General features: G+C 64.1%; 15 protein-coding genes and 4 tRNA genes. 8 read left to right on the forward strand and 11 right to left on the reverse strand.

Features of this window, described 5'->3' with window-relative positions; genetic code table 11:
- Positions 1 to 9 precede the first annotated feature (9 nt).
- Genes AC6LJY_RS11595 through AC6LJY_RS11610 form a run of 4 tightly spaced genes read right to left on the reverse strand, consistent with a single transcriptional unit; the run spans position 10 to position 3,491 of the window.
- A complete protein-coding gene (locus AC6LJY_RS11595) occupies positions 10 to 744 on the reverse strand; it encodes a CoA-transferase subunit beta (protein ID WP_314361607.1) in 735 nt (244 codons plus the stop codon).
- Positions 737 to 1,570, reverse strand: coding sequence for a CoA transferase subunit A (locus tag AC6LJY_RS11600; RefSeq protein WP_046804146.1), 834 nt, complete (start codon positions 1,568 to 1,570; stop codon positions 737 to 739). The genes AC6LJY_RS11595 and AC6LJY_RS11600 overlap by 8 nt, the downstream gene beginning before the upstream one ends.
- Positions 1,571 to 1,602: 32 nt before the next feature.
- Positions 1,603 to 2,325 (reverse strand): enoyl-CoA hydratase/isomerase family protein, encoded by a 723-nt coding sequence (locus AC6LJY_RS11605; protein ID WP_498135979.1) that lies wholly within the window; start codon positions 2,323 to 2,325, stop codon positions 1,603 to 1,605.
- A complete protein-coding gene (locus AC6LJY_RS11610) occupies positions 2,322 to 3,491 on the reverse strand; it encodes a CaiB/BaiF CoA transferase family protein (protein ID WP_485857081.1) in 1,170 nt (389 codons plus the stop codon). The genes AC6LJY_RS11605 and AC6LJY_RS11610 overlap by 4 nt, the downstream gene beginning before the upstream one ends.
- A 312-nt stretch (positions 3,492 to 3,803) precedes the next feature.
- Between AC6LJY_RS11610 and AC6LJY_RS11615 the strand changes: the two genes are divergently transcribed.
- Together AC6LJY_RS11615 and AC6LJY_RS11620 are read left to right on the forward strand one after the other, a co-directional pair.
- Positions 3,804 to 4,769: a tripartite tricarboxylate transporter substrate binding protein gene (locus AC6LJY_RS11615; protein WP_046804149.1), complete on the forward strand. Its 966-nt coding sequence runs from the start codon at positions 3,804 to 3,806 to the stop codon at positions 4,767 to 4,769.
- Positions 4,766 to 6,481 carry an FAD/NAD(P)-binding protein gene (locus AC6LJY_RS11620; protein WP_498135980.1) on the forward strand — a complete coding sequence of 572 codons (1,716 nt, stop codon included), beginning with the start codon at positions 4,766 to 4,768 and terminating at the stop codon, positions 6,479 to 6,481. The genes AC6LJY_RS11615 and AC6LJY_RS11620 overlap by 4 nt, the downstream gene beginning before the upstream one ends.
- On the opposite strand, the gene AC6LJY_RS11625 is transcribed toward AC6LJY_RS11620, so the two are convergent.
- Both AC6LJY_RS11625 and AC6LJY_RS11630 read right to left on the reverse strand, forming a co-directional pair.
- A complete protein-coding gene (locus AC6LJY_RS11625) occupies positions 6,381 to 7,145 on the reverse strand; it encodes an IclR family transcriptional regulator (RefSeq protein ID WP_498135981.1) in 765 nt (254 codons plus the stop codon). The genes AC6LJY_RS11620 and AC6LJY_RS11625 overlap by 101 nt on opposite strands.
- Before the next feature lie 79 nt (positions 7,146 to 7,224).
- A complete protein-coding gene (locus tag AC6LJY_RS11630) occupies positions 7,225 to 7,851 on the reverse strand; it encodes a cysteine dioxygenase (protein ID WP_314361592.1) in 627 nt (208 codons plus the stop codon).
- A gap of 225 nt (positions 7,852 to 8,076) precedes the next feature.
- Between AC6LJY_RS11630 and AC6LJY_RS11635 the strand changes: the two genes are divergently transcribed.
- From AC6LJY_RS11635 to AC6LJY_RS11645, 3 genes are all read left to right on the forward strand, one after another.
- Positions 8,077 to 9,003 (forward strand): SIR2 family NAD-dependent protein deacylase, encoded by a 927-nt coding sequence (locus tag AC6LJY_RS11635; protein WP_498135982.1) that lies wholly within the window; start codon positions 8,077 to 8,079, stop codon positions 9,001 to 9,003.
- A gap of 120 nt (positions 9,004 to 9,123) precedes the next feature.
- Positions 9,124 to 9,723 carry a helix-turn-helix domain-containing protein gene (locus AC6LJY_RS11640; RefSeq protein WP_219990596.1) on the forward strand — a complete coding sequence of 200 codons (600 nt, stop codon included), beginning with the start codon at positions 9,124 to 9,126 and terminating at the stop codon, positions 9,721 to 9,723.
- A 96-nt stretch (positions 9,724 to 9,819) separates the two neighbouring features.
- On the forward strand, positions 9,820 to 10,071 hold the full coding sequence (locus AC6LJY_RS11645; protein WP_185975366.1) for a hypothetical protein: 252 nt from the start codon (positions 9,820 to 9,822) through the stop codon (positions 10,069 to 10,071).
- 93 nt (positions 10,072 to 10,164) lie between these two features.
- Here the strand turns inward: AC6LJY_RS11645 and AC6LJY_RS11650 are convergent, their stop codons facing one another.
- Positions 10,165 to 11,049, reverse strand: a complete 885-nt coding sequence (locus AC6LJY_RS11650) for a LysR family transcriptional regulator (RefSeq protein ID WP_046804154.1) — start codon at positions 11,047 to 11,049, stop codon at positions 10,165 to 10,167.
- 145 nt (positions 11,050 to 11,194) lie between these two features.
- Here AC6LJY_RS11650 and AC6LJY_RS11655 point away from each other — a divergent pair, with 145 nt between their 5' ends.
- Complete coding sequence (locus tag AC6LJY_RS11655; RefSeq protein ID WP_104144236.1) at positions 11,195 to 11,791, forward strand: short chain dehydrogenase; 597 nt, start codon at positions 11,195 to 11,197, stop codon at positions 11,789 to 11,791.
- Between the two features lie 211 nt (positions 11,792 to 12,002).
- On the opposite strand, the gene AC6LJY_RS11660 is transcribed toward AC6LJY_RS11655, so the two are convergent.
- Positions 12,003 to 12,079 (reverse strand) — tRNA-Arg (locus AC6LJY_RS11660).
- Positions 12,080 to 12,398: 319 nt separating this feature from the next.
- Between AC6LJY_RS11660 and AC6LJY_RS11665 the strand changes: the two genes are divergently transcribed.
- The gene (locus AC6LJY_RS11665; RefSeq protein WP_498136012.1) at positions 12,399 to 12,620 is read left to right on the forward strand and encodes a DUF3079 domain-containing protein; all 222 of its coding nucleotides are present in this window, start codon (positions 12,399 to 12,401) and stop codon (positions 12,618 to 12,620) included.
- A gap of 51 nt (positions 12,621 to 12,671) precedes the next feature.
- Here AC6LJY_RS11665 and AC6LJY_RS11670 read toward each other — a convergent pair.
- Together AC6LJY_RS11670 and AC6LJY_RS11675 are read right to left on the reverse strand one after the other, a co-directional pair.
- Positions 12,672 to 12,748: transfer RNA gene (locus AC6LJY_RS11670), tRNA-Arg, on the reverse strand.
- Between the two features lie 181 nt (positions 12,749 to 12,929).
- Positions 12,930 to 13,006 (reverse strand) — tRNA-Arg (locus AC6LJY_RS11675).
- A 185-nt stretch (positions 13,007 to 13,191) separates the two neighbouring features.
- Here AC6LJY_RS11675 and mnmH point away from each other — a divergent pair.
- Positions 13,192 to 14,250 (forward strand): tRNA 2-selenouridine(34) synthase MnmH, encoded by a 1,059-nt coding sequence (mnmH, locus tag AC6LJY_RS11680; RefSeq protein ID WP_314361582.1) that lies wholly within the window; start codon positions 13,192 to 13,194, stop codon positions 14,248 to 14,250.
- 140 nt (positions 14,251 to 14,390) lie between these two features.
- On the opposite strand, the gene AC6LJY_RS11685 is transcribed toward mnmH, so the two are convergent.
- Positions 14,391 to 14,483, reverse strand: a tRNA-Ser gene (locus AC6LJY_RS11685).
- Positions 14,484 to 14,522 lie beyond the last annotated feature (39 nt).

Raw genomic sequence — 14,522 nt, forward strand, 5'->3', positions numbered from 1 at the left:
GCGGCCTCCCTAGCGCAGCGCAACGGCGGCGTCGCGTTCAAACTGGCCGTCGGCGTCCAGTTCGCGCAGCGCGCGAGCCTCTTGCTCGGTCGGCGGTTCAGTCGGCGCCGCGCCGGTCGCATCGAACTCAAAGCCGGTGCGCTCGCGCACTTCCGACAGGCTGGATTCCGGATGCCAGGATTGCAGCGCCAGGCGCCCGTCGCGCTTGATGAACACCGCGATGGGCGTCACCACCCCATGAAAGCCGCCCCACGATGTCATGAAGTCCAGCTTGGGCACGAAGGTGCGCCGGGAATGCTCCGTGCGCCAGGTGCAGGCGCGCTTGGCCGTGGGCAGCATCACCGCGCCCCCGCCGCCGCCCGGCAAGCGCACCTTGGGCGCGTGCCAGTCGCCGATGCAGGAGTTATTGGCGCAGCCCGCGCCGTCGATCTGGGCCGCGCCCAGGAAGGTCAGGTCCATGCGGCCGCGCGTGCACAGGTCGTAGAAATCTTCGTTCGAGAAGATCGACGCGGTGTGTTCGGCCAACACCGGGTCGGAACTGGAAATGGGAATGTGCGAGGGACGCGGGTTCACGCCGCCCGCCACGTTGATGTAGACGAAGTCCCAGTCATAGGCGCGCTTGGCCAGCAGGCACGCCAGCATCGGCATGGTGGAATTGACGCCGCTGAAGGTGATTTCATCTGGCCGGATGAAGCGCGCCAGGTTCGTCACGATGTAGGAAAAGCCCGACCACTGTTCAGCCATGATTGCCCCCTTGTGCTTCGGGCGCGGCGGCCAGATGCGCTTGTAGATCGCTGTTCTTGTCCATGTAGGCTTCCACCGCCGGATAGTCGATGGCGTAGTCGGGCCAGCACGACCCGGGCCACGCACTGCCCGGCGCCACGGCGTAGGCCTGCACCATGAAGTACGGCACCAGCGTGGATTCGGGTTGCGCTTCGAACACGGCGCTGTCGACCCGCTTTTCCGCCACCACCAGCACGCTGCCCGCCGCGCGCGACATGATGCGGTCCCAATGCGCGGTGCCGTGCACGCGCACATTGCCCAGCGCGTCCACCTCGGACGCCTGGATCACCGCGAAGTCGGGGCGAATCGCCGGCACCACATACGTTTTCTGATCGCTGCCATAAGGGTCGTCCAGGCAGGCCCAGCCGTTCAATTCCGGCAGGCCGCTGCCATGCAGGCCGCCGCAGGGTTGAAACGGCACGCCGAACGCCGCCGCCCGCAAGCCCGCCGTGAGGCTGGCGCAAGCGTGTTCCTCCAGTTCGATCTGGCGCTGTTCCACCGCGCGCCGATACCAGGGCGCCAGGCCGAAATTGCCTTCCATGGCGACGATGCCCGCGCGCACGCGGCGCAGCACGCCGGCGCGGCACAAAATGTCCACGTCATACCCGGGCGATTGCTTGACCAGTTCCAGGTCGCGCTTGCCTTGCCGGATCAGTTCGCGCACGAACGCGAACGGGCCGCGATGCAGAAAGCTGCCGCCCAGCGCGATCGACGCGCCATCGGGCACCAGCGCGGCCAGCTCGGCCACCGTGCACTGCTTGTTCTTTTGGTTGAATCCCGAAGCCATAGTCTTCCTCTCCCTTGCAGGTTCCTGTGCCCTTAGCGCGCTTGCAGGTAAGCCGCCACGCGGTCCTTCAAGCCGGGCGCCGCCGCCGAACGCACCAGGCGCGCCAGGTCGGCGTCGGGCGTTTCCTGGGACAGCGCGGCATACAGCTGAATGCGACTGGCGTCGGTCAGCGCGACCGCCGTTTCCGCCGCGTGCTGTTCAATGTCGGCCCATTCCTGGGCAACGGCCAGGCGCGTCGCAAAGCCATCGCGCAGCGCTTCTTCGGCGTTGAACGTGGCCGCCTGTTCCAACACGGTGCGGGCGCGTTCGGCGCCCACCAGCGCGGCAAAGCGGCGCGTGCCCAGCACCAGTCCGAACTTCAGGCCCGGCATACGGAAGGTAGCGTCGGGCGCGCTGATGCGCCACTTGCACGCGCCGAACAGGTCCACGCCCGCGCCAAAGTTGCGGCCGTGCGCCAGCGCCACCGTCAGGCACGGTGACGCGGCCAGGCGTTGCAGCAAGGTCTCGATGCGCACGAAGCGCAGCAGCAGGTCGCCTTCGCTTTGCGTCTGCCAGTCGCCAAAGTCAAAGCCGGCGCTGAAGTTCTTGCCTTCGCCCTTGATCACGATCAGCTTGGCGCCCTGCGCCTCGGCCTCGTCCAGCGCGGCGATCAGCGCGTCCACCAGCTCGGCGGACAACGCATTCATTTTTTCAGCGCGCGTCAGCGTCAGCACATGGCGCGCGCCCTGCTTGTCGATACGCAACACGCCGCTCATGCCGGCACCCCTTTCCCGGCCGCACGCAACGCGCCCAGCACTTCGTCGTTGTGCTCGCCCAGCGCGGGCGGACGCAGGCGCAGCGCCGTGGTCTGGCCATCAAAGCGCACGGGCAGGCCGAAGGTTCGCGTCTGCACGCCGTTGGGCAACTCCACGGGCTGCACCCAGCCCATGTGTTCCACCTGCGGGTCGGCCAGCACTTCGGAATAGGTGTTGATGGGCGCGCACGGCACGCCCGCCGCGCGAAAACGCGTCAACCAGGTCTGTGCGTCTTCGGTGGCGAAGATGGCTTCCAGGATTTCGCGCAGGTCCGTCTGGTGGCGGGCGCGCGCGCTGGTGTCGGTAAAGCGCGGGTCGGCCAGCAGGTCGTCGCGGCCCACGGTGGCGCATACGCTCTTCCACAAGGCCTGGTTGCCGGCCGCCATGCCGAAATAACCGCCCTTGCAACGAAACGCCTGATACGGCGCATTGCGCGGATGGGCCGAGCCCAGCTTCACGGGGTCTTTACCGCTGCCGAAAAATTCCGACGTCTGCAACGCGGCGATGCCCAACGTGGCGCCCAGCATCGGCACATCGATGTGCGTGCCCTGCCCGCTGGCTTGCGCCGCGCGCAACGCCGACGCAATCGCAAACGCGCCGTACAGCCCGGCCGAAAAGTCGGCCACCGGCACGCCGCATTTCACGGGTTCGCCGCCGGCTTCGCCCGTCACGCTCATGATGCCGCTCATGGCCTGGATGGTCAGGTCGAACCCCCCTTCTTGCGAGCGCGGCCCCGATTGGCCGTAGGCCGAGATCGAGCAATACACCAGCTTGGGATTGGCCTCGCGCAACTGCGCATAACCCAGCCCCAGGCGGTCCATCACGCCGGGCCGGTTGTTTTCGATCAGCACGTCAACGGTCTGCGCCAGTTCGCGCGCCAGTGCCAGGTCGGCGGGGTCTTTCAGGTTCAGCGTCACCGACTTTTTATTGCGGTTCAGCGACGCGAAGTTCTCGCTATAGCCGTTGGAAATGGGCGGCCAGCTGCGCAGCGTGTCGCCGCCCTGCGGGTTTTCAACCTTGATGACGTCGGCGCCCATATCCGCCAACAACATGCCGCAGAAGGGTCCCGCCGCGACGTTGCAAATTTCAAGCACGGTGATGCCGGCCAGTGCCGAACTGGGTGTCATGTCTGACCTCTCATTATGAAAATTCAATATTTGGGATGCAAAAAATAATATAAGAGCGCGGCTTTCGTCGATGGCATCATGCCTGTCGCCCGATACCAAGCGCCAGGTTTCCGCATGTTTCCTAGTGCAATCCCTAGGTGCTGCGCTTAATTGTTGACCAGCATATCACCGTGTGGAATTCTACGTAAACCATCTTTTGGAATACGAGTCCTATATTTTAGGATTTATAAAAACGAGTCGCAGCGGTGCCGGGCACGGTCGACACGGGCCGGTACACGTCTGACGGTTTGATCACACCAAGGAGAGACATTCATGAAGCAGACATGGCGCATTGCCCTGGCGGGCGCGGTACTTGCCCTGGCGGCCGCCCCGGCCCCAGCCCAGACCTGGCCGGCCAAACCGGTACGCATGGTCGTGCCCTTTCCGCCGGGCGGCGCCACCGATGCCGCGGCCCGCATCTATGCCCAGCACCTGGGAGACTTCCTGGGACAAGGCGTGGTGGTCGAAAACAAGGCGGGCGCGGGCGGTGAGATCGGCGCGGAATACGTCGCCAAGTCCGCCCCCGACGGCTACACGCTGCTGATGGGCGCGGTGGGCAGCCACGCCATCCACGCGGCCATGCCCGACAAGCCGGGCTACGACTTCGCCACCGCCTTCGTCGGCGTTTCCATGGCCACCAGCATGCCGATGGCCGTTGCCGTCAACAGCAAGGTGCCCGCCAACAACGTGCAGGAGCTGATCGCGCTGGCCAAGAGCAAGCCGGGCACCATCACGTTTGGCTCGGCCGGCCCCGGCACCTCGCAGCACATGGCCGGCGAGCTGTTCCAGGTGGTGACGGGCACGCGCTTGATGCATGTGCCGTATCGCGGCAGCGGCCCTGCCATTACCGACTTGCTGGGCGGCCAGATCGACATGGTTATCGAAACCCTGCCCGCCCTGCTGCCCCAGGTGGCCAGCGGCAAGATCCGCCTGCTGGGCGTGACCACCGCCAAGCGCGCCACCGCGCTGCCCGACTTGCCCACGTTGATGGAACAAGGCGTGAAGGATTATTCCGTGGCTACCGCCTACGCCTTGCTGGCGCCCGCCGGCACGCCGCCCGACGTGGTGGACAAGCTGTCGGCCGGCATGCAGAAAGCCGCCGCGATGCCTTCGGTGCAGCAGGCCGCGTTGAAGCTGGGCGCCGATGCGGTGGCCACATCGCCCGCCGACACCAGCCGTGTGCTGAAGCAGGAAGTGGCGCGCTGGGGCGACGTGGTGCGCATGTCGGCCGCCAAATGAGCGACGGTCACGTGAAGCCGGGCGCGGCCCAGATGGGCCTGGGCGGTGATACGCGGCTGCTGGTCGACGTCGCCATCGTGGGCGGCGGCTCGGTCGCCGTCAGCTTCCTGTATCAGTTGCTGTTGTCATGGCAAGCGCAAGGCGTGCCGTGCCCGCTGGCGGCGTCGCGATCCGTATCGCTGACCGTGTCGCTATTCGAACCGCAAGCGGAGCCCGGCCCCGGCGGCGCCTATCAGGAAGACCTGCGCAGCAATCTGTTGAACATCCCCGCAGGCAATATGTCGGCGCGGGCGGATCATCGCCTGGACTTTGTCGAGTGGCTGCGCGCGCAGGACCCCGCCTGGCTGCGTGGATATGGCGTGGCCGATATTCAGCCCTCCGACTTTCTTCCCCGCCCGCTGTTCGGCGCCTATCTGCGCGCGGTCTACGCGCGCTGTCGGGACCTTGCGCACGCACTGGGCATCGCGCTGGCTCATGTACCCTGCCGCGTGCGGCGCGTGTCGCCGCTGCCAGACGGCACGGTGTACGTCGAGCCCGCCGGCGCGCCCGCGTGCGTGGCCCGTTATGCCGTCCTGTGCAATGGCAACTTGCCGTCGCAAGCCTTCCCCGCGCTGCACGACGCGCCGGGCTATTTCAACAGCCCCTACCCCGTCGCTGATCTGGCGGCCCGGATCGCACCCGATGCGTCCGTCTGCATCGTCGGCACCAGCCTCAGCGCGGTGGACGCGGTGGCGGCCTTGCAGCAAGCAGGCCATCGCGGCCCGCTGTTGTGCGTGTCGCGCAATGGCCGGTTGCCATCGGTGCGCAGCCCGCACAACCAGCCCCCGGCGGCGCTGCGCCACCTTAGCCGTGAAGGCGCCGTGGCGCTTGCCATGCGGCACGGCGGCGCCTTATCGCTAGAGGTCATTGCGCAGGCTTTGCAAGATGAAGTGCGGGCCATGGGCGGCGCGTTGGACGCCGACGAGATCTTCGGCCTGGCCACCGACGCGGTGCGCGCCCTGGACGACGAGATACGCCGGTCGACGCAAGCCGCGCGCCCCTGGCAGGCCGTGGCCGCCGCCACCAATGCAGCGGTGGACGAAATATGGCGCCTGCTGCCCGACACGGAACGCCACCGCTTTCAATCGCGCTGGCGTGCGCTGTGGATGGCACGCCGCGCCACCTTCCCCATGCGCAACGCCTTGAAGCTGCAAGCGCTGTTCAAGACGGGTCAGTTGCAAGTGCGCGCGGGCTTCGTGGACAGCCGCCATGACGCAGGCACCGGTCAGTTCCATACCCGGCTAAGCATGCCAGACGGCAACGCCGAGCATCGCAGCGACGCCCTCATCAACGCCACCAGTTTTTCGGTGGACGTGGCGCGCACCGACGATGCGCTGGTGGCCGGCTTGCTACGCGACGGCCACGCGGTGTCGGACCCGTTTGGCGGACTGGCGCTGGACTTCGACACAGGCTGCGTCAGGAACGCGCAGGGTGCGGTGTGGGAACAGGTGTCGGTATTGGGCAGCCTTGCCGGCGGCACGTATTTCTGGACCACGTCCATGGATGTGAATGCGCGGCTGGCGTGCGACCAGGCCGTGCGCATCGCCACGGCGCTGTCGCCGCGCACGGATGCTACTGATCCAGATACCCTCGCCGGTAGCCCATCCCTTGCGAAATGGACTGCGCACAGGCCGACACATCCGGCGCCAGCTGCTTCATCCTGGCCGCGCTAAGGCGGTCAAGCGGGCCGGAGATGCCCACCGCCGCCACTGCCTGGTCCAGGCTGTTGAACAGGGTCACGGCCAGGCCGCCCACGCCCTCGCGCCATTCGCCGCGATTCACGGCATAGCCGGCGCGCGCGATCTTGCGCAGTTCGTCTTTCAGCAGGGGCATGGAAACAATGGTCGACGGCGTGTGGCGCACCAGTTGTTCGGCAAAGCGCTCGACATAGCCTTCGGGCTGATAGGCCAGCAGCGCCTTGCCGGTGGCCACCGCATAGGCGGGCGCGCGGCCGCCCACCATGGAATATGCGCGTATCGGTTGCGGGCTGTCGATCTTGTCCACGTAGACCACATCGAATCCGTCCAGCACCGACAGATGCACCGTCTCGCCCGTCTGGTCCGCCAGCGTGCGCATGAACGGCGCGGCCAGCTTGCGTACATCCAGCTGGGCAAGCTGGCGCGCGGCCAATTCAAACAGGCGCACCGCGCCACGGTAGCCACCGCCGTCATCGTCCTTGATGACGTAGCCGGCGTGGATCAACGTTTGCAGCGTGCGATGCGTGTTGCTGCGCGTGAGCCCGACCCGCGCGGCCAGGGCATCGATGGTGCGCGGCGGATTGTCCACGTCGGTCACCGCTTCCAATACCATCAGGCCCTTGAGCAGCGTCTTGTCCATCTTTGTATTTCCTAATATTTAGGACGCGAACATAGCACGGGCAGCGGCCGCCGGACAACGTGCGTCACACCCGCCGCGCTCAGGCTTTCAACCCCGGGATGGTGGCGCGCACGGCGGCAGACCGGTCCCAAAGGTTCGGCAGGTTGGCCGAGGAATAGCCGGACACGAAAGGCTTGGGCTGCCCCGTCTGAGGATCGTAGACATGGCGCGACACCGCGCCGATGTTGCCGCCGTACAAGTGCACGCTGATCGACACCTGGTCCGCGAAGGCGTTCGACACGCGGTGGATGTCGCCCTGGGCGGGGTCCAGCCGTTCGATGTCGCCGGGCCGCAGGGTGGTGGGTTCGCCGGCGGTTTCGATGCTGCCGTCTGCGTGGCGCACGTAGCGTTGGTTGATTTCAGCGCCACGCAGCATGCCCACATAGCCCCACACTTCATGGTCGTGCACGGGCGTGGACTGGCCCGGGCCCCACACGAAGCTGACCAGCGAAAAACGTTCCAAGGGGTCGCAGTGCAGCAGATATTGCTGGTAATACTGCGGATGCGGGGCGGTACAGGCTTCGGGCAGCCAGTCATCGTGGCGCACCAGATCGGCAAACGCCTCTTGCAGGGCGGGCGTTTGCGACAGGGAGTCTGCGCCGGCCAGGCGGGTGGCAGTGGCGATAAAGTGGCGAAGCCGGTCCAGACCGGCGGCGGATTCGGGCATTGCGGGTCTCCAGTGCGGGAGGGGAAATCCCAGATGAGAAAAGCAGTATCCATCATTCGGGATGCTTGCGCACGCGCACATTACGGGTACACATTACGGGTGCACATTGCGGGGGCACATCGCGGGTGCTCATCACGGGTGCTCATCACGGGTGCAAATCACAGCGCGAGCTTGACAGGCTGGCGCCCCCGCGCGCAGCGTATCGAACTGTCCTGAAGGTTTGAAATGAAAAATACGCATCACGATATTCCGCCTGCCCTGATCGAGGCATTGCGCAACGCGCAGCGCGTCGTTGTATTCACGGGGGCCGGCGTGTCGGCGGAAAGCGGCATCGCGACGTTTCGCGATGCGTTGACCGGATTGTGGTCGCGCTTTGACGCGCAGGCGCTTGCCACGCCGCAAGCGTTTCGCGAGCATCCCGACATCGTGTGGGGCTGGTACGAGTGGCGCCGGGCGCAAGTGCTGCGCGCCGCGCCAAACGCCGCGCACTACGCCATCGCCGCGCTGCAACGCCACGTGCCCGCGCTGACGATCATCACCCAGAACGTGGACGATCTGCACGAGCGCGCGGGGGCCACCAAAGTGGTGCATCTGCACGGCAGCCTGCACGCCCCACGCTGCTCGGCATGCGGCGCCCCACACGTTGTCGACGACGGCCCGGCAACGGTTAGCTCGGAAATCGAAACGCACGCCGAGGCCCATGCTGAGACCCATGCTGAGACCCGCGCTGGCAGCAATGCCGACACCTACGCCGACACCCAAGCCGACACCCACGCCGCCAGCAACGCCGACGAAGGCCGCCGCATTCCGCCGCCCGCCTGCACACAGTGCGGCGCCCCCGTGCGGCCCGGCGTGGTGTGGTTTGGCGAGAGCTTGCCGTCGGACGCCTGGAGCACGGCGTTGCACGCCGCGCAGCAATGCGACCTGCTGTTCAGTATCGGCACGTCGGCGCTGGTGTATCCCGCCGCCGAACTGCCGCAGCGCGCACTGGCCGCCGGCGCCACGGTCGTGCAGGTCAATCCCAACGCCACACCGCTGGACGCGCATGCGCACTGCAATCTGCATGGCGCCGCCGCCGACATCATGCCGCGCGTGCTGGCGGCCGCCTTCGATCAACGCGATGAAGGGTTAAAGGGCGATCAGGCACCGTGAACATTTGTGAAGATCTTTACGTTGAAGATCGAGTAGAAACGAACTAGCCACAACAGCCGAGGGGAAACCCCAAATCTCACCGTTTTGCCACCGGGCTACAGTGGCAAAGTGGCTTTGACCGTGGAGATCATCATCCCATTTTCCTGGAGACTTCCCGACGTATTCGTGCGTTCATCCGACGGCGCATTGCATCGTGTGGTGCGCCACGCCACGACCACGGAAACCATTGCCAAACTTGAGAGCGTTCCCAGCAATTACCACCTGGATTGCGAGTGCATGCTCGATAACGGCGAGGCAATCTCCTGGATCGGCAATGATCAGTATCGGCAAATCAACGGCGGCGCTATATTCACCGCAGAACCCGATGTCACAACGCCTCGTGGCGAACCCCGCAAAAGCGGCGCCGCCAAACGCAATGTGCTCGACCCCAGCCCGGCAGGCCCGCACCACAGACTGGCCGTCGGACACAACCCCCTACCACTAGCTGTCGTCAACTTAAAAACCGGCAACGATTGGAGTCTGATACGCGCGTGGCGCGAGCACCTCAATATCACTACCGCTGATATGGCTGCCCGCCTTGGCGTTGATCATTCCATATACATTGAACTGGAACGGCCACGGCCACGCCCACGGCAGATAGTGCTGGACCGCATCTCCGAGGCGCTGGGCGTGTCACCCGACCAGCTTGATGATTCTTTGTTTGGAGGCCGCCTTCGGTAGTGCCGCAAACGCGCCACACGCGCACGCGTCGCTACACGCAGAAGCGTCCACAAGGCTTTGCCGCCGCAACACCGACGGCCCCTGGAGGTACTGAGTATGCTCGGCACCGCAAGACGATTGACCGATGTGCTTGTCACATCTCCCGACGGCACCCTGTATCGCATCGAACGCTTCGTTGCGGACCTGGAGGCATATTCCGCGCTGGGTACCTCGCGCTTCGATCCCAAGACGCACTGCATCTGCCGCACAAGTTCCGGCGAGCAGGTCACGTGGCTGGGGGGCCAGGCGTATCGGATGATCAAGAACGGGATTTCGTTGACCGCGGTGGACCGGCGACGAGGCCGGTAAGCGGCCGGTAAGAGGCCGGTAAGAGGCCGGTAAGCGGCCAGTAAGAGGCCGGCAAAACGCTGACAACAGGCGCCTTGCCTTGGGCGCCGGCCACTATCGTGTGTAGCGTTCGACCAGAAAGTCCACAAAGGTGGTCAGCTTGGGCAACGCCTGCCTGTCCTTCTGGTACAGCAGCGTAATGGGCCGCGCGGCGGGCCAATACGGTTGCAGGATCGGCACTAGCCGGCCGGCGTGCATATCCTCACGCAACAACAGCTCGGGCTGCAATACCACGCCAAAGCCCGCCAGCGCGGCCTGACGCAGCGCCTGCCCGTTGTTCGACACGAAGCGGCCGGTGGGGTAGCCGGCCTGGCTGCCGTCGTCTCCCGACAGCTGCCAGCCCGTGCGGCGGCTCCAGTACGAAAAATCCAGGCATTGATGCTGCATCAGATCGTCTGGCGTGGCGGGCGTGCCATAGCGTTCAAGGTACGCGGGCGCGGCGCAGATCACCATTTGGTAGCGGCCGATTGTGCGCGCGATCAATCCAGAATCGGCCGGCTCGCCGATACGTACCGCCACGTCGTAGCGGGCGGCCACAATGTCTTCCACCATGTCGCTGAGCACCAGCTCGACGCTCACGTCGGGATAGACGGACAGATAGTCGGCAATGGCCGGCGTCAACGCCAGCGAACCGAAGGTCACCGTGGACGTAATGCGCAGATGCCCACGCGGCGTCAGCCGCAAGGCCTCGGCGCCCTGCTCCGCGTCGCGGATGTCTTCCAGAATGGTCTTGCTGCGCGCGTAATAGGCTTGGCCCGCTTCGGTCAGGCTTTGTCGGCGCGTGGTGCGGTTCAACAGGCGCAGGCCCAATCGCGATTCCAGCGCCTTGACGTGCTTGGCCGCCATGGCCGCCGACATCTCGTGCCGCGCCGCCGCCGCGGTCAGGCTGCCCAACTCAACGACCGCCACGAAGACTTCCATGCTGAGCAAGCGATCCATGAATTACGCACCCGGAGTGTGAAGTGTTTGCACCATGTGCGGATTTTTCCACGGATAGCGAAAAGCGAGAATGCCTCTATGCACTGGCGCGGCGCCAGCGCTTCGCAAATGCTAACCAAACAACGGGCACGGCCCGGAGGCTTCCATGAAAATAATCCTGATCGGCGCAACCGGCACCATCGGCCGCGCGGTTGCCGAAGAACTCGGCCAACGCCACGACATCATCGCCGTGGGCAACACCAGCGGCCAGTACCAAGTGGACATCACGCGCAGCGACAGCATCCGCAACCTGTTCGAACGCGTGGGCAAGGTCGACGCCATTGTCTCGACCACCGGCGCGATGCACTTCGGCCCGCTGGCCGAGATGACGGCCGAACAGTTCAAGATCGGGCTGCACAACAAGCTGCTGGGCCAGGTGGACGTGGCGCTGATCGGGCAACACTACTTGAACGCGGGCGGGTCCATCACGCTGACCAGCGGGATCGTCAGTGACGAACCGATCCGGTATGGCGCGAACGCATCGGCGGTGAACTCGGCCATCGACGGCTTCGTGCGCGGCGCGGCGGTAGAGCTGCAAGGGTTGCGGATCAACGCGGTCAGCCCGACGGTGTTGCAGGAATCCATGCAGGCCTACGGGCCGTATTTTCCGGGCTTTGAAGCGGCGCCCGCATCGCGGGTGGCCCTGGCCTATCGCCGCAGCGTGGAAGGCGCGCAGACGGGCCGGGTGATACGGGTATGGTGATGCGGCTCTGGTGATGCGGGTCTGACGATACGGGTCTGACGATACGGGTCTGACGATACGGGTCTGACGGTCCGCCCCGGACAAAACAAAAGCGGCTTGATGGATGACCATCAAGCCGCTTCGTTTTCTTGCAAGGCCTACGCGCTGTTGCGCTTTGGCGGAACCGCGATTGCGTTGCTTATCGCATTGCCATCACGTGTTCGATATAAGTTGGTGCGCCCGGCAGGATTCGAACCTACGACCCCCTGGTTCGTAGCCAGGTACTCTATCCAGCTGAGCTACGGGCGCCCCGAAAGAGGCGTGTTTATAACATGGAAAAACCACATCGTGCAAATCGGTGCGGGAAAATGCACTGGGTAGCGGGCACGGCTGCGCCCTTGTCGGCTTCATCACCTTTGCTTCATCACCTTTGCTTCATCCCCTTTGCTTCATCACGTTTGCTTCATCCCCTTTGCTTCATCACGTTTGCTTCATGCCCTGGGCTTCATCATCGTTTGCTTCAAGTCAAGGAACGCGGTGCGGGCCGCGCAGTACGCTGAAATTTCAGCCGCCTGCCGTGGCAGGCCGCGAGCATCTGCGCGACAGCGATTCCCTGATGAGGCACAGCATGGCCAAGAAATTTCCGATGCATCCCAAGCGCCCCGAACGTGTCTGCTGGGGCTGCGATCAATACTGCGCATCCGACGCCATGAAATGCGGCAACGGTTCCGACCGCACGATGCACCCGGCCGAACTGCTGGGCGACGATTGGGCAAGCGTTGGGGACTGGGGCTTTGAAGACGAAAACAAAGAAGCGTCCGCGCAAAACAAAAAGGCCTTCGATCAATGATCAAAGGCCTTTCCATTTTCTTTGTTCGGCGTTTCAGTGTGACGTGAAACTTGGTGCGCCCGGCAGGATTCGAACCTACGACCCCCTGGTTCGTAGCCAGGTACTCTATCCAGCTGAGCTACGGGCGCTCCGACAAAGAGGCAAAATTATATCAGAACAATTTCACCATTTTTACTGCTTTTGCTTTTTTTCCTAAGTTTTTTTGAGTTTTTTTTGAAGTTTTTTTCGCAAGTTCTTTTGCCGAATTTCGCGAAACGAATCCGCTACGTTCTACAAACCACCCTACAAAAAAAACCACTCTAGAAAACTTGGTGCGCCCGGCAGGATTCGAACCTACGACCCCCTGGTTCGTAGCCAGGTACTCTATCCAGCTGAGCTACGGGCGCGTCAAAAAGCAAGCCTTGAATAATAGCGTTGTTTCAGAAAACGTGCAAGTCGGGGGCGTTGAAATATCGCATGGCGGCGCGCGTTGGATACGGCAGCCATTGCCATCGCAATCGTGAACCCACGCTGCCAGAAAGCACTATCCTAGTGGCCGCTTCCATTGCCCCCTTATCTCTTGGCCGTCATCGTGAAACACCTGCTGGTAAGTCTGGACAAGCTGCACGACTTCGATGAAATCATCGACGTACGCTCGCCGCTTGAATACGCCGACGATCACATCCCGGGCGCTATCAACGCGCCCGTGCTCAGTAATGAAGAACGCGTACAGGTCGGCACGCTGTACCGCCAGGCGTCGCCGTTCGAAGCGTCTCGACTGGGCGCCGCGCTGGTCGCCCGCAACATCGCCCAGCATCTGGAAACGCGCTTCGCCGACCGGCCGCAAGGCTGGCGCCCGCTGATCTATTGCTGGCGGGGCGGCAAGCGGTCCGGCTCCATGACGCTGATGTTCAACATGATCGGCTGGCGCGCGCGGCAGCTGGACGGCGGCTATAAAAGCTATCGCAGCGCCACGCTGCAAGCGCTGGCGACCTTGCCGGCGGCCTTGCAGTGCGTGGTGCTGGTCGGCCCCACCGGCAGCGGCAAGACGCGCTTGCTGAACGCACTGGCGCAAGCCGGCGCGCAGACGCTGGACCTGGAACAACTGGCCTCGCACCGGGGCTCGTTGCTGGGCGCCCTGCCCGGCGTGGCGCAGCCTTCGCAAAAGCACTTCGACACGCTGCTTGCCGCACGCCTTCGCGCGCTGGACGCATCACAACCCGTGTTCGTTGAAGCCGAGAGCCGCAAGATAGGCGCCGTCGAGTTGCCGCCCGCCTTGCTGCAAGCCATGCATGAAGGCGTATGCGTCAACGTGGCGTCCACGCGCGAAGACCGCGCCGCGTTCCTTCAACAGGACTACGCGCAGCTATTCGAAAACCCGGAATGGTTGAAAGCCCAGCTGCAACGCATGCTGGGCCTGCATAGCCGCGAAGTGATCCAGGGCTGGCAGCAGATGGTGGACGACGGCCGCCGCATCGATCTGGCGCGCGAGCTCATCGACCGCCATTACGACCCCGCCTACGCCCGCAGCAGCCACGCGCAATACCAGCGCCTGTCGCAAGCGTTGCCGATGCCGTTCAGGCCGAACGATGCGGATGTCGTGGAGCAGGCGCACGGTTTGCTATCCGCGCTGGAATGCAAAACGCGCTGATGAAAAAACGCTGATGAAAAAAGCGCCGACGACCAATACCCCCACGAACGACACGCGCCAATGAAAAAAACCCGCAATCGATTTCGCGATTGCGGGTTTTTTAATTCAGCGCTGGTTGTTTAGGACCAGCGCCGAAGATCTGGCGGAGACGGTGGGATTCGAACCCACGATGCAGTTTTTAGCCACATACTCCCTTAGCAGGGGAGCCCCTTCAGCCTCTCGGGCACGTCTCCGAAAAGAGAACGAGATTCTAGCACGAATTTTTTGATGCT

This window comes from Achromobacter sp. RT286_PF (genome assembly GCF_059760425.1).